The sequence below is a fragment of the Paraburkholderia sp. J11-2 genome, from assembly GCF_905220185.1.
In the GTDB taxonomy this organism is placed as follows: domain Bacteria; phylum Pseudomonadota; class Gammaproteobacteria; order Burkholderiales; family Burkholderiaceae; genus Paraburkholderia.
The window spans coordinates 21,961-42,561 of the sequence record NZ_CAJMYY010000005.1 but is presented as its reverse complement, the minus strand read 5'-3'; the positions used below and the strand labels follow the sequence as shown (position 1 = coordinate 42,561).

Genomic DNA, 20,601 nt, shown 5'->3' with positions numbered 1-20,601 from the left:
CGAAGCGGCGGTTGAGCCGCGCATCTGATCAACACTGAAATGGCTGTGAGGCCGGGAGTGAAGGATGGATTTGGGTTTGCGTAACAAGACCGCGCTGGTGATGGGCGCAGGCGGTGGATTGGGACAAGCGATTGCGGTATCGCTTGCGCGCGAGGGAGCGAACATCGTTCTCGCGGACGTCGACGAGGCCGCGCTGCAGCGCTCGGCACAGCGCGTAGAAGAAGCCGGTGCGCGCGCGTTCTCACTGCAATGGGATCTCGGCGACCTGGCTTCAATCGAGAAGCACGTCGCTTCGATCGAGGCCCAATTCGCAGGGGTCGATGTACTCGTGAACAATACGGGCGGCCCCCCGCCGACACCGGCGTCGGGGCAACCCGCCGATGCCTGGCAAAAATATTTCGGCTTGATGGTGCTCTCCGTGATTGCGATCACGGACAGAGTGCTTCCGGGCATGCGCGAGCGCAAATGGGGCCGCGTCATCACCAGCGCGTCATCGGGCGTCATTGCGCCGATCCCGAATCTCGGCATGTCCAATGCATTGCGGATGTCGCTCGTCGGCTGGTCGAAGACGCTGGCGCGTGAAGTTGCATGTGATGGCGTAACCGCGAATGTCGTCGTGCCCGGACGTGTGGCGACCGATCGCATTCGTTTCCTCGATGAATCGAAGGCTAAACGCGAAGGCCGGACGGTCGAGGCAGTAGCGGCTGAGAGCACATCGTCGATTCCCGCCGGGCGGTATGGCGAACCGAAGGAGTATGCGGACGTCGTTACGTTCCTTGCGAGCGAACGCGCGTCGTACATGACCGGGGGCGTCGTGCGTGTAGACGGCGGCCTGATCGCGAGTATCTGATTCGCCGGGCGACCAGTCTGGCAATTATCTTTGCATGAGAGACTTCCATGTCAGTTGATCAAGAAATTATCGATACCTTGTCGGGCGTCACGACGGCGACGCTGACCACGCTCCTGCTGAAAAAGGGCCTGCGCAACGTGTGGATTCGGGGCGCGCGGCCAATCAGGGAAGGCCTGCCGCGAATCGTCGGGCGCGCATTCACGCTGCGCTTCGTACCTGCCCGGGAGGATCTCGCCACGCCGGAATCCTGGTCTTCGCCGCGCTCGACTCGTGCGGCCATCGAAGCGATGCCCGAGGGGTGCGTGGCCGTGGTGGATGCGATGGGTGTGACGGACGCCGGTATCTTCGGCGACATTCTCTGCGCGCGCATGCAAAAGCGCGGCGTTGCGGCGCTCGTGACGGATGGCGTCGTGCGCGACATCGGGGGCGTGCTCGGCACTCAATTGCCCGTCTGGAGCAGAGGCGCTGCCGCACCCCCGTCAGTCGCGGGTCTGACTTTCGCCAACTGGCAGGAGCCCGTTGCCTGCGGCGGCGTAGCGGTTTTCCCCAATGACCTGATCGTCGTCGATGCGGACGGTGCGGTGGTGATTCCTGCGGCGCTCGTCGACGAGATCGTCGCCGCTGCACCGGAGCAGGAGCGGCTCGAAGCGTGGATCATGGAGCAAGTGGAGCAGGGCGCATCCTTGCCGGGGCTCTATCCGCCTAACGAGGAAAACAAGGCGCGTTACGAAGCGGCTAAACGACGTCAGCAATAAAGCGATTGCGTTTTGGCAAGAGGTCCGCCGCACGTTGCATGCGGCGGGCCTTTCATTTCTCCCACGCGACGCATTGATTCAACTTGGCGTCGAGATCCCTGCTTCGAGGTATTGTGAATAATCCATCCGACAAGGTGATTGATGGTCCGGTAATTCGTCTGCATCCCGACGACAATGTGGTGATTGCCCGCACAGACGTTGCGATCGGAACGAAGCTGGGAACCACACAACTGTTGTGCCGCAGTCAGGTGGCGGCCGGGTACAAGATTGCTTGCGCGCCGATTGCTGCTGGAGAGCCGATCCGCAAGTACAACGTCGTCGTCGGGTTCGCGGCAACGGACATCGCCCCGGGCACGCTCGTGCACACCCATAACACGACGTTCCGCGAGTTCGAGCGCGACTATGCCCATGCGAGCGAATATCGCGCGCTGGAGCGGGTGCCGGCAGCGCAACGTGCGAGCTTCGAAGGGTACGTGCGCGCAAACGGCCAGGTCGGCACGCGCAACTTCATCGGCATTCTTTCTACCGTCAATTGTTCTGCAACGGTCGCGCACAAGATAGCGGCCTGGTTCACCCCGGAGCGGCTAGCTGCGTACCCGAACATCGACGGCGTCGTCGCATTTACACACGGCTCAGGGTGCGGCATGGAAATGAGCGGCGAGCCGATGGCCTTGCTGCGGCGGACGATGGCCGGCTACGCGCGCCACGCCAATCTGGCGGCTGCGTTGATTGTGGGCCTCGGTTGCGAGCGCAACCAGCTTGCCGGGCTCATGGCTGATGAAGCGTTACAAGCGGACGAACGATTGCACACGTTCGTCATGCAGGAAAATGGCGGTACGCGCAAGACGATCGAGGCAGGCATCGAAGCGGTGCTAGCCCTGTTGCCTGAAGCGAACCGCGTGAAGCGTCAGACAGTGAGCGCAGAACATCTCAAGATCGGCTTGCAATGCGGCGGTTCAGACGGCTTTTCGTCGATCACCGCGAACCCGGCACTTGGTGCCGCAATGGACCTGCTGACACGTCATGGGGGCACCGCGATTCTCTCGGAGACGCCAGAGATCTACGGCGTCGAGCATACGCTCACACGCCGTGCGGCCAGCCGCGAAATCGGTGAAAAGCTGATCGAGCGCGTCCGCTGGTGGAAAGAGGAGTACTCGGTCGGTCGCGACGTGCAGATCAACGGCAACGTGAGTCCGGGCAATCAGATGGGCGGCCTCGCAAACATTTTCGAGAAGTCGCTGGGCTCGTCGATGAAGGGCGGCACAGGTCCTTTGATGGAGGTGTATCGTTATGCGGAGCCCGTGCTCGCGAAGGGCCTGGTCTTCATGGATACACCCGGATTCGATCCTGTCTCCGCGACAGGCCAGATCGCAGGCGGCGCGAATCTGATTGCGTTCACCACCGGCCGCGGATCGATGTTTGGCGCCAAGCCGGTGCCGTCGCTCAAGCTCGCAACGAATACGCCAATGTATCAGCGGCTCACTGAAGATATGGACCTGAATTGTGGCGCCATACTCGACGGCGATGCCACGATCGAGTCCATGGGGCAGACGATTTTTGACACACTGCTGCGCGTTGCTTCAGGCGAGCGCACGCGTAGCGAACTGCTGGGGCTCGGCGATCACGAATTCGTACCGTGGCAAATCGGCATCATGAGCTGACAGGCGCGGCGGCTGCAAGCGGGCGTTAGCATCCCGCCGCATACTCGATCATTCAGGAGTGGACTGTGACCAGGCTATTGGATGAAAGCGCGAAAGGCGTATATGTGCTTGCGGTGACGCCATTTACCGACGACGGCACGCTCGATCTGGCGAGCACGGACCGGATGGTGGACTTCTACCTGGAAGTGGGCGCAACGGGGCTCACGATTCTTGGCATTCTGGGCGAGGCGACGAAGCTCACGTCGCTCGAATCGCGCACATTCGTCAAGCGCGTATTGGAGAGGGTGGCAGGGCGGGTGCCCGTCGTGGTCGGCGCGTCGGCGCCGGGGTTTGCGCCCATGCGTGAACTGGCGTCAGAGGTCATGGACATGGGCGCCTCCGGCGTCATGGTCGCGCCGGCGTCGACCTTGCGCACCGACGAGCAGATCGTCGCTTACTTCGACATGGTGACTGCAACGCTTGGCGAGAGTTGTCCGTGGGTCCTCCAGGATCATCCCACGTCGACAGGCGTGCAGATGTCCACCTCGGTAGTACTGCGAATCATGAAGAATTCGCCAACCTGCGTGATGCTCAAGCATGAGGACTCGCCTGGACTGGCCAAGCTGTCCGCCATCCGCGCCGCAAGCGAAGATGGCGATGTCAGGCGGGTTTCGATATTGACCGGCAACGGAGGCGGATTATTTCTGCCGGAAGAGCTCTCACGCGGCGCAGACGGTGCGATGACGGGCTTCGCCTACCCCGAGATGATGGTAGGCGTGTGCGCGGCTCATGCGAGCGGCGACGTTGAGCGGGCCCACGACATTTTCGACGCTTATCTGCCGCTTGCGCGCTATGAGCAGCAGTCGAACATCGGTCTCGCCGTGAGGAAGTATCTCATGGCGCAACGCGGCGTGATCGCATCACCGACATTGCGTAAGCCCGGCCCCCGGCTGTCTTCCGCCGATGTCGCGGACATTGAGCGCCTGGTGACGCGTCAAACGAAGAGGCTGCGGGAGTTGAACTGAGGGATGGCTGGCGCGATTCAGTCGCGCCAGCGTTTGTTGAAAGTCACTTATTGACCAGCCTGGCGGGAATCAGCGCGAGAATCAGTATTGCGGACAGCACGAGCGAAGCCGCGACGACGAGCAGTCCTGACGTCAAGGTATGGGTAACGGTCTTCAGCCATCCGATAATGGCCGGGCTGATGAACCCCGCGAGATTGCCCGTGCAGTTGATCAGTGCGATACCGGCTGCCGCTCCCATGCCGCCAAGGAATGAGGTAGGCAGGGCCCAGAACATCGGCAGCGCCGTCACCACTCCGCCCGCGGCAAGCGTAAGACCGATCATCGACAGCAACGCATGGTCGCCGTTGAACGCGCAGATCACGAAGCCGAGCGCCGCAACAACGGCGGGTATGGCAACGTGCAGTCGCCGCTCGCGTGTGCGATCTGCGTTCCGGCCAACTGCGATCATCGCAACCAGCGCTGCCGAGTACGGGATCATCGTCAGCAGGCCGATCGTAAGCGGATCGCGGATACCGGTGCCGCGAATGATCGTGGGCTGCCAGAAGCCGATCGCGTAAGAACCCATCACAATGCCAAAAAGAATCAGGCATAGCAGCCAGACGCGCAACGAGGTGAACACCATCCGCACCGAACTATGCGTGTGCGTCGAGGCATCTGCATTGATCTCCTCCTGGATCAGGCGCTTGTCCTCGGGGTCGAGCCAGTGCGCGTCGGCGATACGGTCATCGAGAAAGAGAAAGATCACAATGCCAAGCGCGATTGCGGGCAAGGCTTCGATGATGAAGAGCCATTGCCATCCGCCCATGCCCAGCGTGCCGTGCATGGCGTGCATGATGTAGCCGGAAAGCGGACCTCCAAATAGCCCCGAGACCGGATTGCCAGCCATCAGTAGCGCGACCATCTTGCCCCGCCGGTGGGAGGGAAACCAGTAGGTCAGGTAAAGAACCATGCCGGGGAAGAAGCCAGCTTCCGCAATGCCGAGCATAAAGCGCATGACGTAAAACATCGTCGGCGTACGGACAAAAGCAGTGGCGATCGACAATGCACCCCACGTTACCATGATGCGCGCAATCCAGCGCCGGGCGCCCAGCCGGTGCATCAGCAAGTTGCTCGGCACCTCGAAAAAGAAGTAACCGATGAAGAAAAGCCCAGCGCCGAGTCCATACGCTGCTTCGCTGAAGTGCAGCGCGTTGACCATCTGCAGCTTTGCGAAACCCACGTTCACGCGATCGAGATAGGCAATCACGTAGCCGACGAACAGCAACGGCATGAATCGCCACGCGACGCGCCTGAAAAGCGAGTCAGATTCAGTGGCGCCGAACGTTTGGTCAATCGAGGTGCGGACGAACATGGTGTCTCCTTGTCCGCCCTGTTGTTCGAGGTAGTGCACAAGTGATCCGCAAGGGTCACGCAGTGGCGGCGAGCGCAGTATCGCGTGGCGTCTCTCATCGAGGAAGCGGTTGCTCGTTGCTTTAGACAACAGTTATTTTTGCGTCTCACCGGACGAAGGACCGGTTTGCGCTTCCCTGGCCTGCGCGCCACACAATTGTTCAACGGCCATCTCACGAAATGCATGGACGAGCCGAACGCGAGCAGACGATCGGTTCCACAACAGCCCAACGACTCGCTTGGGGAACGGATGTGGCAGCGGCCATTTTGTGAGCGAAAGGCCCGAAAACGGCGTCATGCGCCAATCGGGAACGAGCGTCACGCCAAGCCCGCGATCGGTCAGGACGGCGAGCGCGTCCAACCCGTCGAGTTCGCAGCGCTGACGCGGCAAGATGCCGTGCTGCCGCAAATAGGCGTCGGCGAGCTGACCTCCGACGACGTTTCGGTCGTAGCGCAAAAATGGCTCTGTTTGCAGCGTATGGTGGACATCGGTGACCTGCATCGAGGAGGGCGTCAACAGCACCAGCGGTTCCTCACGGAACGTGTGCCAGTCACAGTTTTTTGGAAGCTCGAAAAGCGGCCGCACGAGAACTGCGGCGTCGAGATGGCCATTCACGACCTTGCGGTACAGCTCCGTCGAAGTGCCAGGTTCCAGGTAGATGTCTATTTGCAGGTGACGAGTCAACAGGTTGGCGAGGACGTCAGGGATCAGACTCGTCATCATCGTGGGCGTACCGCCGAGGCGCAATTGGCCTGCCAGTGTCGATGAATCGTTCAGGTCGGACTTCAGGTCGCGTATCTCATGAAGCACGGTGCGTGCGCGGCCAAGAATACGCTCGCCGGCTTCGGTCGTTCCGACCGTGCGGCCGGAGCGGCGCACGAGTTTCATCCCCAGTTCATTTTCGAGCATCTTGACGCGCTGGGCCACGGCGGCCGGCGTTAGATCGAGCCGCCGCGCGGCTTCTGCGATCGATCCGAGTTCAACGACATAGACAAAGCTCTGAAGATAGCGCGAGTCCATCAATAAAAAGTTTTATCTTGTGAAGAAGGCAAAGGATACTGTTTTTTATAGTCTGGGACCAGCACACTCGATTGCGTATAGCGGTGAATTGGACAATACGTCTGCCTTTCAAAAAAGGAGTGCCGACATGCCACGAATCGAGTCGATTTCCATCTGTGCGGCCGTCGTTCCGCTGGACCGGGTGACGTCGTTCGCTACACGCACCGTGTCGAAGCGCGAGTACGGTCTGGTCAAGGTTCGCTCGAGCGATGGTGTCGAAGGCATCGGATTCTGCTATGTCGGCAGCGCAGCCGGCGAACTTCTGCGCGTGGCGGTCGAGCAATTGCTCGCTCCCGTACTGATCGGGCAGGACTCGTATGCCGTTGAAGGCCTGTGGCAGGCGATGTATCGCGAATCGCTCCTGCAAGGCCGCTCGGGCACGGTCATGCGCGCAATCAGCATTCTGGACACGGCGCTCTGGGATCTCAACGCTCGCACGCACGGCTTGCCACTTCACAAATACCTGGGCGCTGTGGAGCTCGATACAGTCCCCGCTTATGCAAGCGGCGGCTATTACCTCGACGCCAAGACGCCGCAGATGCTCGGCGACGAAATGGCGAGCTATGTCGAGATGGGGTTCAAGGCGGTGAAGATGAAGGCTGGGCGCCTGTCGCCCGCCGAGGAGGAAGCCCGTGTGCGTGCGGCACGCGAAGCGATCGGTCCGGACGTCGAGCTAATGATCGATATTAACAACGGATGGCGTGATGTCACGGAGGCACTGCAGTTCGTGCGCCGATTCGAACAATACGACCCGTACTTCATCGAAGAGCCATTCTCGCCCGACGACGTGGATAACCATGCGCGCCTCGCGAAGCGGACACGCGTTCCGATCGCAACGGGCGAGATCGGTTATGGCCGGTGGTATCACAAGGAGTTGCTGGACAAAGAGGCGGCGGCGATTCTTCAGACCGACGCGCTGGTATGCGGAGGCATCTCGGAGTGGCGGCGCATTGCCGCGACCGCGGCCAGCTACGGCGTCGCCGTGTGCCCGCATTGGTTTCATGATGTGCACGCGCCACTCGTTGCGGCAACGCCGAATGCGCGCTATGTCGAGTTCTTCTGGGATGACCAGGTGTTGAATTTTCGCCGCCTTATCGATCGCCAGCTGACGCAAAAGGGCGGCCGGATTGCACTGCATCAGGAACCTGGGCTGGGGTTCTCGTTCGATGATGATGCGGTGGCGAAGTATGGTAAGTGGACCGAAGCAAGATGAGACGCAGGGCGAGTCACCCGGCGCGGGAAATCGATGGGAATGAGGGAGGCGCGCATGCGGCGTGGTGAAGGCCGCCATGCGCCGTCACATGACAAGGTGGCTAGTCGGCCATTCCGTGAATCGCTGTTGGCGATGCTCGGGATCGGTCTCGTCAACATGCTCGTCGCGCTCGATCAGACCGTCGTCAGTACCGCGCTGCCTTCCATCGTCGCGGATCTCAAGGGCGCACAGTACTACGCCTGGATCGCAAGCATCTATTTGCTTGCATCGGTCGTCTCCGTACCCATCTTCGGTCGGCTCGGCGATTATTTCGGCCGCAAGAGGTTCGTGACCGCGTCGATCATCACGTTTACGGCCGCTTCCGCACTATGCGGGCTCGCGCCGAACGTAGGGGTCCTCGTATTCGCAAGGGCGCTGCAGGGGGTCGGGGGCGGCATGATGGTAGGCACGGCATTCGCGGCGATCCCCGATCTATTTCCCGATCCACGCGTTCGAATGCGCTGGCAGGTCGTAATGGCCGGCTCGTATGGCATTGCCACGGCTGCCGGGCCGTTTCTCGGTGGTTTCCTGAGTGATGCCTATGGCTGGCGCTCGACGTTTCTCGTCAATCTTCCGGTCGGGCTTGCGGGTCTCTACTGCGTCATTTGCTATTTGCCGAAAATCGAGCAGCATCGCGGCCAGCGTTCTACGATTGACTGGACAGGTGCAGCATTGCTATCGATCTTGCTCGCGTCGCTCCAGATGGGCATTGAACGCTTTCCCGTGCAGGGATTCACGCTTTCGACGCTGGCTCTCGCCGCGACGACGATCGTCTCGTGCGTGCTGACGTACAGATGGGAAAAGCGTCACGCGCATCCGATACTGCCGGTCGATCTCTTCAATGATCGCAATCTGATGTTTCTTCTTCTGCTTTCTTTTGCCGCCGGCTTCGCGATGTTCTCGCTGCTCTTTTATATGCCGCTTCTGCTGCAAACCGGTTTCGGCATGACACCGCAGGCAGCCGGCCTCGCTGTTACGCCGCTACCCGTTTGCCTCGCGCTTGGCAGTTTTGCAAATACGCAAATCGTGACGCGCGTTCGCTCACCGATGACGGTCGTCACAGTCGGTTTTGCATTGATTGGCATAGGATGCGTCGGCGCAGCGATGCTTGACGTCGCCAGCCAGAGCGCGTTGGGTGGTGCATCGATGGGTGCTGCTGGAGTCGGACTCGGCCTCATCTTCAACAACCTCAACGTCTTCGCCCAGGAGTTGTGCGGACCCGCGCGCTTCGGTATCACGACCGCGTTGATACAGTCGACGCGAATGGTTGGCGGGATGCTGGGCACGGCCACCGTCGGTACGCTGGTGTCGCGCGCGCTCGCGAGCGTGGTTGTTTTCACCGGTCATGGACAGCACGGCACTGAGCGGACTTCTGTCGTGCATGCGATCCATCTAGGCTTTACCATCGACGTTGCGGTGGTAGTCGCCGCCTTGATCTGTACACGGCGTATTGTCGGCGTTCAATTCGGAGCCTGGCCTGGGTCGTTGCAGCAATCCGAGTGAACGGTTGCGAGTGACGGCTGGATGCGCCGAAGCGTTTTCGACAACTTCAAGGCGCCCCAGCATCGCGCCCTGATTCGATATCTGCACGGAGGCCTTTCGATGAACCCTTTGTTCCATATGATTGCTGGCGCACCCGACCCGGTCGCGCCGTTCAGTCACGCGGTCGAATGCGAGGGCTGGGTATTTGTCACCGGACAGATGCCGTTTGCTGGAACTTCGATCGACAGTCCATACCCGGAGGGGATCGAAGCCCAGACGCACGCGGTCATGGCCAACCTGAAAACGGTGCTGGCGGGCTGCGGCCTTGATCAGTCGAATGTGATTTGTGCGCGCATCTTTCTCACGCATTTCAGTGAGGATTACGAGCGAATGAACGCGGTGTATCGCACCTACTTCCCGGCGGGGCGCTTTCCCGCGCGCACTTGTATCGGCGTCACCGGACTTGCGAAAGACGCGCGCGTTGAGATCGATTTCATCGCGCGGCGTTAGGCGCCAGTCGCTCTGGGGCGAGCCGGCGCCTGGCTGGCGTTGTCGGCGCGGCTTAGTGTCTACGGAGGAAGCGGCTGCGCGCAGGCTTGAGGACAAAGAGCGCGAGCAGGGCAGTCGTGATGTCGAAGGCGATTGCGCAACCGAAGACGGGAATCCAGCTGTTCGTGTGCTGATGCAGGAGGGCGGCAAGCGGGCCACCGAAGATGGAGCCGATACCAAACGAAAGATAAAGCCATCCGTAATTGGCCGTGGCGTGGCGGGTGCCGAACGTATCGGTGAGCGTGGAGGGGAACAGCGAGAAGATTTCGCCCCAACCGAAGAAGACCACACCGGAAAGGATGACGAACAGCACTGCGTCGTCGCGCGTGAGCAACCACAGGAGCATTGCAAGTCCTTCGAGAGCGAATGCGAACGCCATCGTATTTTCACGTCCAACCCGATCGGAGATCCACCCGAATAGCGGTCTCGTCAGCCCGTTTGTGAAGCGGTCGATCGTCAACGCCAGAGGCAACGCTGCGAGCCCCAATACGAGTACCTTGCTCACGCCGAAATCGGCGGAGAAAATCGCCATTTGCGAGGTCACCATCAAGCCCGAGGTAGCCATCAACGTCATCATGACGAACATCAGCCAGAACAGCGGTGTGCGCAACATTTGTGCGGGCCGGTAGTCGAGCGAGGGCCGCGTGCCGGCCGCTTCCGGTTGGTCGTGCAGGTCGGTGATTTCGCTGCGTGGCATCCTGAGCCCTTGCGAGGCGGCGAGTCCCACGACGGCGAAGAGGAGGCCATATCGTTCAAGCGTGCCGTCGATCCCCCGCGTGACGAGCGACGCGGAAATCGGGAACGTCGTGATGATCGCGCCCATGCCATACCCCGCGGCCGCGATGCCCGCGGCAAAGCCGCGGCGATCGGGGAACCACCGGACCATCAGGCCGAGGACGCCAACATAAACGATGCCGGTTCCGATGCCCCCCACGCCGCCATACGTCAGATAGAGGCCGAGCACACTCTGCGCGTGCGATGCGAGTAGCCAGCTCAGGCCGGTGAGCACCGTGCCAATCGAGATCAGCGTGCGCGGGCCGAACCGATCGATCAGTGCCCCCTGGACTGGCGAGAAGAACGCCTGCAGGAGCACGAGAATCGAAAACGTCACCTGCAGCTCGGGTAGCGCGACGCCGAGCTTGGTCATGAGAGGCTTCGTCATCAGCGTCCACACATACTGAGGACTCGAGATGGCCATCATGCAGACGAGACCGAGTGCGAGCTGCCCCCACCGGTGCCGTTCGGCTAGTCTTGTGTTGGGGAATGCCGATGTGTTCACTGTGTTCATTGCATCATTTCCAGGGTGCAGGGTATGTCACGGGCGGCTCGCTGTCCTTGCGAGCCAGAGGTCGGTTACGACTGGGTCGCGCCCGCCAGGCGATGGGATGAAAACTATGGGGTTCGTCGAACGACACTGTAGAAAGGTGCGGAACTCGTTGTTGCTGGCAGGCGAATCAGGCATACGTCATCGTTGACAAGAGCCAGAATCGTGCCAGTGCAAACAGGTGAGGCGACCAGGACCGTGCGGTCTCGCAGTGAGGTGGAGAAGGGATGGAAGCCACATGCCTGCAGTGATTTCCAATCGCCAACGATGCTCGCGGTTGGTGCGCAGCTGTGAGCATTGGTGCGTGGCGCATGCAGTCGGTGCAAGATCGGCTTTCAGATTTGATTCGCATTACTAACCGGAAGAACTAATTCACGAGACCGCGGCTTCAGCATCAACGACATTAATCGTCGTAGACCCGATCGAGCCAGCGCGTCATGCGAATGCAGCCCGGTCGAACGTCGGTACTCAGACACTTTGTATTTACGCTCTCTGAAGATAACCGCAACATGGCAGGCCGATTACAAATTCGTCATGTTTCCGATGGCATTGCGATGCGGGTCCGATACGCAAAAAAATGGACATCGTCCCGAGAAGGCGTGTGCTCACGGCGTTGCGCTTTGGGTGCGGCGATTGCGGCGGCGTCATAGTCAGGGCATATCACGACGATTCGAAGTGCCTATTTGCGAGGGATTCTGGTGCGCTCAATAATTTCCTCTCGTTGAAAACAGGTTGGCGCAAACCATGTCAAAGTCCTTCGCTTTGCAATCTCTGCAAGCACGAAAATCGCGTCTCGGGCAGCGTGAGATGTCCGCAGCGACGCGCAATCAACCGCATGGCCGAATAGCTGTCTCCTTCGACACGACCCATTTCACTGCACGGGTTGCGTATGTACTGGTATTGGCGATTGGCGCGCTCTTTAGTGTGACCCCAGCGATTGCCGATCCTGCAGCGACCACTCCGCGTGATGGGTTGATCGCTACCTGTGCCGCTTGTCACGGCGCCAGGGGCGAAGGTTCCATGGCGGTAGCGGCGCCCCGGCTCGCCGGGCAGGATGCAGAATACCTGGCCCACGCACTGTCCATGTTCAAGGCAGGCACGCGCGCAAGTTCGATCATGCAACCGGTTGCGCGCACGCTGTCCGACGCGGACATGCAAGCCGTGGCCGGTTACTTCGCGGCCCAGCATCCGCCCGTTGTTGCGCAGGAACAGCCACAAGGCGATGAAGCCCGTGCCGGCGCGCAGCTCGCGCAGTTCGGCGATGGAGCGGGCGTTGCGGCCTGCTTCAGTTGCCACGCAGCGGGGGGCAAGGGGAACGGCGCGCGTTTTCCGAGCATCGCGGGGCAGCCGGCCAGCTTCACGGTCGTCCGTCTCCACGAGTTCCAGGCACGCGCAGCGCAGGGCGGAGCGAAGCCAGGAACGATGACGGCTGTGGCTGCGCACATGTCCGAGGCACAAATCGCGGACGCTGCCGCGTATTTGTCGACGCTGCCACGTTAGCTAAAGCGATGCTTCGAGTGTGGTTTCGGTGAAGTACACGTATTCGTAATGATCTAGATGTATAAACATCTGGTCATCAGTATGAATATTACCTTCGCGACAGGAAACGTTCACAAATTCATCACTTGTACCCTCCTACAATGATCGTTACGCAAGCACGACAATCCAGGTGTTTCGTACTCAGAGGTTCACGATGGTACGAACCCGATCGACATACATCATGTAGTGATACGAATGACTTACTCGAGGCGTGTAATGAAAATTGATCACGGTGCTGGCGTCGATCCGTGGACACTCGGCCAGGATTTGACCGAGAATCCGGAGATTCATCCTACGTCAGTGGTTCGTAGAAGCGAGTTCGGCAGCTACACCTATCTTGGCCCTCGTAGCAACGTGACTGATTCGGTGATCGGCGACTACGGCTACGCAATGGGTGACAATCAGATCGCGCATGCGCAAATTGGTAAATTCGTGAATGTCGCGACGGGTGTGCGGATCAATCCGTCTAACCACCCAACATGGCGGGCGACCCTTCACCATTTCACTTATCGCTCGCGTTCGTACGGATTCTCTCTTGAGGACGATGCCGGCATTTTCGAATGGCGCGCCAAGGACCGGATTGCAATTGGTCATGACGTGTGGATTGGGCACGGTGCGATCGTGATGCCTGGTGTGACAATTGGAACGGGGGCCGCGATCGGTTCCGCGGCCGTCGTGACGAAGGACGTGCCGCCTTATGCGATCGTTGTTGGCGTGCCTGCGCGCGTCCTGCGCCCGCGCTTCGACGCCCGTACGGCGGAGCGACTTCAAGGCATCGCATGGTGGGACTGGAGTCATGATCGGATCGACGCGGCGCTAGCCGACTTCCGTAGCCTCACTGCAGAAGCGTTCGTCGAGAAGTACGAGCGGTGAGCCGGTTTGCCATACGGCGCACGCATGGGCGGAGGCCGCCCATGATGTCATGCGCCATGGCTTCGTTTAGCGGACAGCAACTCCACGAATTATTGTCCGGTCCTCAAGGGCGGATTCGCCGGCTGGGGACTGGGAGGTATTGAATTTCGGGAAGGCAATCAATGATGGAATATCGACAGCTTGGCCGTAGCGGCATCAAGGTGTCTGCGCTGACGTTGGGCACGATGATGTTCGGCGAGTCCACCGACGACGTGACCGCAGCGCGCATCGTAGACAAGGCATTTGAGCAGGGTGTGAACTCGATAGATACCGCCGACGCCTATTCGCGCGGGGAATCGGAGCGTGTGGTGGGTCGCTCCATCGCCAGCCGCCGCGACCGATGGGTGCTTGCAACAAAGTTCGTCAATCCAGTCGGCGACGGTGACGTCAATGGCAGGGGCGCTTCGCGCAAGCACGTCGTGCGGTCCGTCGAAGCCAGCCTGAAGCGCTTGAATACCGACTATATCGACCTTCTCTACTTGCATGCGGAAGACCCGCAAACGCCGGTCGACGAGACTGTGCGTGCACTGAACGATCTCGTGGCCGCAGGCAAGCTCCGGTATTACGGCCTCTCGAATCATCGCGGCTGGAGGATCGCCGAGTTTGTACATACCGCACAGGCGCTCGGTCTGGAAGCGCCAGTCGCCAGCCAGCCGCTCTATAACATCGCGAATCGGCAGGCCGAAGCCGAACAGCTGACCGCGGCTCACCGGTATGGCCTCGGCGTGATCGCGTACAGCCCGCTTGCCCGCGGGGTGCTGACCGGCAAGTATGGTGCGGACGCCCAACCCGCACCCGAGAGCCGTGCTGGTCGAGGCGACGTACGCCTTCACCAGACCGAATGGCGGCGCGAGTCGCTCGATCTCGCGCGGCGCGTGCACGAGCATGCATTGACGCGCGGGCTGAGCGCCGGACAGTTTGCTGTTGCATGGGTGCTGAACAGTCGCTATGTGAGCTCCACGATCGCGGGGCCGCGCACCGAGGCGCAATGGGACGATTATTTGCCCGCGCTGGAATACCGGCTGAGCGCGGACGACGAGGCGTTCATCGATTCGCTCGTGGTGAGTGGCCACCCGTCCACCCCCGGCTTCAACGATCCGAAACACCCGTTTTTTGGCCGCATTCCGCGGCACGGCTCGCAAGACTAGCGAGGCCGCTTCAACGTGGGCTGACGCCTGTCTCGTCGAGATTGCGTACGCAGGCAGTTAACGCCCCGCCGCAGATTCGATCGGGTGCCGCTGACGACGCACGATGAGCCACAGTGCGATTAGCACAGTCAGTGTCGTCAGAATCGCGAATAGCAAAGTGGCGTGCGCAATGCCGATTCGCTGTACGGCGAAACCGAGCCCGATAACCGGCAGGGAGATCGCGATATAGAGCACCACGAAGAAGCTCGAGGTCACTTCCGCGCGGCGATTCGACGGACATTTCGCAGCCAGATCGCCGAGACTCGCTCTGAAGCTCACACCTTGGCCGATGCCTGCGATCGTCGTGCCGACGACAAGCGTCGTCAGCGAGCGGTCCAGGACGCAGAGTGCGATCGCGGTCAGCCCCACCGCGAGACCGATGCAGCCAGCTGTGAGGCGATGCTGCGTGGCGATGCGGGCCTGAATGATCTGACCGATGGCCGAGCAGGCGAAAAGCAGGAAAACGAGTGCGCCGATCAGCACACTGCTGTGATATCCGAGCAGCACACTGATCAATTGCGGAACCACGGCAGCGAAGAAGCCGACCACGACGAATCCTGCAAAGCCGGCGAGCGCAGCGGGAATAAATGCGTCGCGCACCTCCACGGGCAGTGAAATGCGCTGAAACTGCAGCTTCGTGCGCTCAGCAGGGCGCGCAGTTTCTGGCACGCGCCAGACGGCGATGAGCGCGAGAGACACCAGTGCGAGATGGACGGCGTAAGGGACGATGGTCGGACGCGGGAGCAGGGCGACGAGTATGCCGCTCAGCAGTGGACCGAATCCAAGTCCCAGCATGTTAGAGGCGGTTGCTGCCAGCGTTGCCTGCGGTTGCCATGCGGGGGGCGCGAGTTCGATCACGGCGACGGTGGCCGTGCTGGTGAAAATGCCTGCGGAAAGCCCGGACAGCAAACGTCCCACCATCAAACCGGTTGCCCCGTGGCTGGTGATGAATGCGATGGCAGAAGCAGCGGAGGCACACAGTCCCACAAACAACATACGCCGGCGACCGAGTTGATCCGACCAGTTCCCGACCGTGAGCAGTGCGCCCAGAACACCAACGGCATAGCACGCGTAAATTACGGTAATCAACGTCGGTGTAAAGCCGTACTGCTGCTGGTAAAACCGATAAATGGGCGTCGGAAGTGTCGTGCCCATCATATTGATCATGAAAGCGACCGCGATTGAAATGAAAGCGGAAGCAGAACGACGGGTACCCAATAACCGTTTCATCAAAATTACCGACAAGCCAACAAGCATTTCAGGGAGATGGCCGGCGGCGACACGAGACTACGTTGCCGCGACACCGGAGCCGCCATCATACAAGCCGCGAGAAAATGCTGCAGGCGTGGCACGTGAGCGTTGGATTGCCTGTTCGCTCATCAATCTGCATGACGAAATGGTGGCTGAGACGAGGTCGCGATTTCATGACGGGCTGCCGGAAGGCCGCGTATCAAGCGTCGAGGCCGTGCGAGCCGAGCGTTCGATGAGCACCACCACGATCGCGGAGATGCACATCAGTGCTGCGACGAGCAGCATAGGCGCCTGATACGATCCGGTGGCGTCGCGCAGCCAACCCGTTGCATAGGGCCCAAGGAATCCGGCAAGCGTGCCGATCGTATTGATGAGCCCGATTCCCGCGGCCGCCGCTTCCCCGCTCAGATAGCGCGGCGGCAACTGCCAGAACGACGCGTGCGGCGTATAGATGCCAACTGCGCCAAGCGTAAAGGCAATCATGACTTCGTAGGGCGACGAAAGAAAGAGCGCGGCGGCGAACGACAGGCCGCCGATCGCGGCGGGTATCGCGACATGCCACGCGCTGACTGTCGTGCGGCGCGCATATTGCCCCCAGGAGACGATCGTGACGGCGGAAACGGCAAACGGAATCGCGGTGATGAGACCGATCTGTGAGACCGAGTACTTGACCGCGAACATTTGCGAAAATCCGGCGATGATCTGGGGCAGGAAGAATGCAAGGGCAACCACGCCGCTATTGATGCCGAAGAACACGAGCCCGAAAGTCAAAACACGGCGATCCGCGAGGGCACGCCATACGCCCTTGGGCGAATGGCGTTGCGCTTCAGCGCGCTCGACGGCAAGCGCCCGGTTGAGTTGATCGCGCTCCGCCGCCGTCAGCCAGGTGGCTTCATCGGGCCGGTTCTTCATCATGGTCGCGGTCACGACGCCCAGCGCAATCGCCGGCAAGCCTTCGAGAAATAACATTGCGCGCCAGCCCGACCAGCCGAAAAGCCGCACATGCTCCATCACGTAGGTCGAAATTGGCGCACCGAGCATATTCGAGAGCGGAATGGACAGGAACAGCAGCGACATCAACCACACGCGTTCCTGACGCGGCAGCCAGAACGTCACGTACAGCACGATGCCGGGAAAGAAGCCCGATTCTGCGATGCCAAGAAGAAAGCGCAGCAGATACAGCGTATGCGCGCTGTCGACGAATGCAGTGAGCGAAGCAATCACACCCCAGGTCACGAGAATACGCGTCATCCACACACGTGCGCCGAAGCGTGCCAGCATCAGATTGCTTGGCACTGCCACGAGTATGTATCCTGCGTAAAAGAGGCCCGCCGCCAGACCGAATTGAGAGGCCGAAAGACCGAGTTCGCGATTCATCGTCAAGGCGGCATAGCCGACGTTCGCCCGGTCCATTTGATTGACGACGTAAAGCAGGATCAGCAGGGGTGCGAGACGCCATACCACTTTGCGGGCGATCTTCGGACTCAGGGGCACGGTAGCATCCGCGGTCGCATTCATACCGGTTTCTCCTCAGGTCAAGACTCGAGATCGGCGCACACGTCGCGTCGGTCGGGAGGGATTGCCACGCAGGCGCGCGGCGCAGTCTCTGTGCTCACCGGCACAGGGCGAATCGTTCGAGCCAAGTGCCGGACGGCAGCGCCTACCAGCCGCTAAAGCGCTGCCAGCGTGCGACGACTGCTGGGCTGCCGGGTCTCACCACCTCGTAGGTGTCGTGTTGGGCGCCCGTTGCACACGCATGGTTCGGCAGCAGACGTACCTGGGCGCCGATCTGCAGGTCGGGCAGCGTCGCGGTGCTACCTGGGCGTAGGGCGAGGATGCCTTGTTCCTGATTGGCTTCGACCATGATCAGATCCGGGTACAAGCGCCCATCGATGTCACAGGCCACGCCATAGCCCTGATCGACACGCTGCTTTGCTGTTCCGCGGTCGCGCGACATCGCCATCCAGCCAGCGTCGACGAGTATCCAGCCCTTCTCCCTCTGATGGCCGATAACCGTTGCCAGTACGCTCAGCGCGACATCGTCGGTCGAGCAAACGCCGAGGCCTGCCATGACCAGGTCGAAAAACACGAATACGCCGGCGCGCACCTCGGTGACGCCGGTGAGGTCTCGCGCGTACAAAGCGGTCGGCGTCGACCCGACGCTGACGACGGGCGACGGCAGGCCGGCCGCGCGCAATGCCTGTGCGCCCGCCACGGCGGCGGCCCGTTCTCGCTCTGCCATTGCTGCTATCGCGTCGACGCTTGTGCAGTTATAGGACTCGCCAGCATGCGTGAGCACCCCACGCAATTGCGCGCCACCGTCGTGCAGTTCGCGGCCGATTGCAATGAGCGCTTCAGTATGTTCGACGGATACGCCCGCGCGATGACCGTCGCTGTCGATCTCGATGAGCGTCGGAATGGGAGCGCGCGCTTCACGCGACTTCGCGGCAACGGCGCGCGCAGCGTCCACGCTATCCACGATTACGGACAGGTTCGCGCCGCTGCGTCTGAGCCCCGCTACGCGATCGAGCTTGCCAGGCGTTACGCCCACGCAGTACAGGATGTCGCGCACGCCAGCCTCGAAAAAAAGCTCGGCTTCCTTGAGCGTCGAGACTGCGGCGCATTGACGGCCACCGTTCAGAATGCGCTGTGCGACCTCGATGGATTTCGGCGTCTTCAAATGGGGACGAAGATCAACACCCAGCGAGTCGAGATGGTCGCGCAGACGCTTGATGTTGCGCTCCATGCGCACCTCATCGAGCAGCAGGCAGGGCGTTTCAAGCGTCTGAAGCGCTTTCGGCAACACGCCGTCGAGTGGAATTTCTCGATTCATACGGACTCCCGTGGAATGACCGTGCGAGCATTGGCATGCCACTCCAGGTCCGTGTCCAGTGGCACGACCGGACGCGGCAGCTTCCTGAAGCCAAACCGTGACAGCATAGGCGAGGTGAGCCCCGGTGCGTCGACGCTGATGATTCGATCGTTCGAAAAGAACTCGTCGAATGCAGCGCGGAAATGGCCGCGTGACTTCAGCACGACGACGCGCGCGCTTGCAATGTCGATGTCGAACATCTCGAAGAACATCGGTTCGTGGCACTGATGCCGTTTGGTGATGACGATGACGGTCACTCCGCCTACCTGCAGCGCAGCCGACGGACCGAGGTCGAACCGGCATCCTGCAAGCTGTCCGCGCCGCCCCACGCCCTTTCCGCTGTGTAGCCGCAACACGCGGGCGGGAGCCTCGAACGGCTCGGAATGCACCGTGGTTTCGCTGCGATTGAAGCGGGCGAGCAGCGTTGCGCCGGCGCCTGCGCTTACGGCGTCTACTACGAGTTCGGGATCGGTCACGACACCGAGAATCACGCCGCGAATGTCGGCCTCGAGTAAGGCGCGCAAGATGAACGGTGTGTTGCCGCGTCCGCCACCGCCCGGATTGTCGGCTACGTCGGCGAGAAGTACCGGCGCACGGGTTGCTTCGTCGGCAATGGCTTTGGCGAGGTGGATGGCGTCGTCGAGCTGCGTCAGTTGCGGTACGAATGCCGCGCGCTCCTGCCAGCCGAACGTTGCGAGTTCGTTCGCAATATGGGCTGCGAGCGGTGCGTCGTTGCGAGTGGTCACGAGCACGGTGAGCCCGTTCTTTGGGGTGTCCGCGAATGCAAAACCGCCGACTACGGAAATGTTGACGACGCGCGGGTCGTCGATTGCCTCGGCACGCCGGATCATCTCCGCGTAGGGGCCGGTGCCGGGGGCTGTTAGCAGCTGGGTCGGCGGGGAGCAGACGGGGAGCCTGACATGGGCAACGGAGGTGCGCATGCCGTTCGCGAGTTCGTTGAGTATGCGCGCCGCGTCTGCGCCGCGCTCGGCCATATCGGTGTGGGGATTGCGTCGATAGGAGATCAACGCGTCCACGGAATCGACCATTCGATCGGAGACGTTCGCATGGAGATCCACGGTGGCGACAATCGGCACGCCGGGCCCGACGATGCTGCGCACGAGCGCGAAGACGGCACCATCGGGATCGTCCTCTTCGGTCGTGATCGCCGCGCCGTGCTCGCAGATGTATACGGCGTCGAGCGGCAGCGCCTCGCGCAAGCCATGCTCGATCTCGGCCAGCGTTTCAGAGAAGAACGCGTGCTCGACTGCGCCGCCCGATTCCGCGTTGGCAAAGAGGACGGGCACGGGCGTCCACGGCCCGATGCTGTCGAGTGTGCGGATAAAAGCGGGGATTTCGGGTGTCATGGCTGGCGCGTCACGTTTGGCGTCGGCGACCAGGTCCGCTCCCTTCAAATACGCGCGCGAGACAAAATCCGCGCGCGTGGAGACGGGAGCGAAACGGTTGGACTCGATCGCAAAGCCAAGCATGGCAATGCGTGGAGATTTCATCGG

Annotated in this window: 17 protein-coding genes; 10 read left to right on the top strand and 7 right to left on the bottom strand. The window is 61.1% G+C overall.

Annotated elements, in window-relative coordinates:
* The first annotated feature begins 64 nt into the window (after positions 1-64).
* From U5A57_RS08670 to U5A57_RS08655, 4 genes are all read left to right on the top strand, one after another.
* Positions 65-850 (top strand): SDR family oxidoreductase, encoded by a 786-nt coding sequence (locus tag U5A57_RS08670; protein ID WP_321909930.1) that lies wholly within the window; start codon positions 65-67, stop codon positions 848-850.
* A gap of 47 nt (positions 851-897) precedes the next feature.
* Complete coding sequence (locus U5A57_RS08665) at positions 898-1,605, top strand: ribonuclease activity regulator RraA (protein ID WP_321909929.1); 708 nt, start codon at positions 898-900, stop codon at positions 1,603-1,605.
* Positions 1,606-1,718: 113 nt separating this feature from the next.
* Positions 1,719-3,266 (top strand): altronate dehydratase family protein, encoded by a 1,548-nt coding sequence (locus U5A57_RS08660; protein WP_321909927.1) that lies wholly within the window; start codon positions 1,719-1,721, stop codon positions 3,264-3,266.
* Positions 3,267-3,331: 65 nt separating this feature from the next.
* Positions 3,332-4,270: a dihydrodipicolinate synthase family protein gene (locus U5A57_RS08655; RefSeq protein WP_321909925.1), complete on the top strand. Its 939-nt coding sequence runs from the start codon at positions 3,332-3,334 to the stop codon at positions 4,268-4,270.
* 43 nt (positions 4,271-4,313) lie between these two features.
* On the opposite strand, the gene U5A57_RS08650 is transcribed toward U5A57_RS08655, so the two are convergent.
* Together U5A57_RS08650 and U5A57_RS08645 are read right to left on the bottom strand one after the other, a co-directional pair.
* The gene (locus tag U5A57_RS08650; protein ID WP_321909922.1) at positions 4,314-5,621 is read right to left on the bottom strand and encodes an MFS transporter; all 1,308 of its coding nucleotides are present in this window, start codon (positions 5,619-5,621) and stop codon (positions 4,314-4,316) included.
* Between the two features lie 132 nt (positions 5,622-5,753).
* Positions 5,754-6,680: a LysR family transcriptional regulator gene (locus U5A57_RS08645; RefSeq protein WP_321909920.1), complete on the bottom strand. Its 927-nt coding sequence runs from the start codon at positions 6,678-6,680 to the stop codon at positions 5,754-5,756.
* A gap of 127 nt (positions 6,681-6,807) precedes the next feature.
* Here U5A57_RS08645 and U5A57_RS08640 point away from each other — a divergent pair, with 127 nt between their 5' ends.
* From U5A57_RS08640 to U5A57_RS08630, 3 genes are all read left to right on the top strand, one after another.
* Complete coding sequence (locus U5A57_RS08640; RefSeq protein ID WP_321910401.1) at positions 6,808-7,932, top strand: mandelate racemase/muconate lactonizing enzyme family protein; 1,125 nt, start codon at positions 6,808-6,810, stop codon at positions 7,930-7,932.
* A gap of 54 nt (positions 7,933-7,986) precedes the next feature.
* A complete protein-coding gene (locus tag U5A57_RS08635; protein ID WP_415765390.1) occupies positions 7,987-9,474 on the top strand; it encodes an MFS transporter in 1,488 nt (495 codons plus the stop codon).
* A gap of 99 nt (positions 9,475-9,573) precedes the next feature.
* A complete protein-coding gene (locus U5A57_RS08630; protein WP_321909918.1) occupies positions 9,574-9,963 on the top strand; it encodes a RidA family protein in 390 nt (129 codons plus the stop codon).
* Between the two features lie 52 nt (positions 9,964-10,015).
* Here U5A57_RS08630 and oxlT read toward each other — a convergent pair whose 3' ends face one another.
* The gene (gene oxlT, locus U5A57_RS08625) at positions 10,016-11,290 is read right to left on the bottom strand and encodes an oxalate/formate MFS antiporter (protein WP_321909915.1); all 1,275 of its coding nucleotides are present in this window, start codon (positions 11,288-11,290) and stop codon (positions 10,016-10,018) included.
* Between the two features lie 768 nt (positions 11,291-12,058).
* On the opposite strand from oxlT, the gene U5A57_RS08620 reads away from it, so the two are divergent.
* The 3 genes from U5A57_RS08620 to U5A57_RS08610 all read left to right on the top strand — a co-directional run bounded on the left by U5A57_RS08620 (position 12,059) and on the right by U5A57_RS08610 (position 14,925).
* Positions 12,059-12,826 carry a c-type cytochrome gene (locus tag U5A57_RS08620; protein ID WP_321909913.1) on the top strand — a complete coding sequence of 256 codons (768 nt, stop codon included), beginning with the start codon at positions 12,059-12,061 and terminating at the stop codon, positions 12,824-12,826.
* Between the two features lie 255 nt (positions 12,827-13,081).
* Positions 13,082-13,738, top strand: coding sequence for an acetyltransferase (locus U5A57_RS08615; protein ID WP_321909911.1), 657 nt, complete (start codon positions 13,082-13,084; stop codon positions 13,736-13,738).
* Between the two features lie 164 nt (positions 13,739-13,902).
* Positions 13,903-14,925: an aldo/keto reductase gene (locus U5A57_RS08610; RefSeq protein WP_321910397.1), complete on the top strand. Its 1,023-nt coding sequence runs from the start codon at positions 13,903-13,905 to the stop codon at positions 14,923-14,925.
* Between the two features lie 57 nt (positions 14,926-14,982).
* Here U5A57_RS08610 and U5A57_RS08605 read toward each other — a convergent pair whose 3' ends face one another.
* The 4 genes from U5A57_RS08605 to U5A57_RS08590 form a co-directional block, all read right to left on the bottom strand.
* Positions 14,983-16,194: an MFS transporter gene (locus U5A57_RS08605; RefSeq protein WP_321909909.1), complete on the bottom strand. Its 1,212-nt coding sequence runs from the start codon at positions 16,192-16,194 to the stop codon at positions 14,983-14,985.
* Between the two features lie 192 nt (positions 16,195-16,386).
* Complete coding sequence (locus U5A57_RS08600) at positions 16,387-17,733, bottom strand: MFS transporter (protein ID WP_321909907.1); 1,347 nt, start codon at positions 17,731-17,733, stop codon at positions 16,387-16,389.
* Between the two features lie 142 nt (positions 17,734-17,875).
* Positions 17,876-19,048, bottom strand: a complete 1,173-nt coding sequence (locus U5A57_RS08595; protein WP_321909905.1) for a DSD1 family PLP-dependent enzyme — start codon at positions 19,046-19,048, stop codon at positions 17,876-17,878.
* Complete coding sequence (locus tag U5A57_RS08590) at positions 19,045-20,598, bottom strand: M81 family metallopeptidase (protein ID WP_321909903.1); 1,554 nt, start codon at positions 20,596-20,598, stop codon at positions 19,045-19,047. The genes U5A57_RS08595 and U5A57_RS08590 overlap by 4 nt, the downstream gene beginning before the upstream one ends.
* Positions 20,599-20,601: the final 3 nt, after the last annotated feature.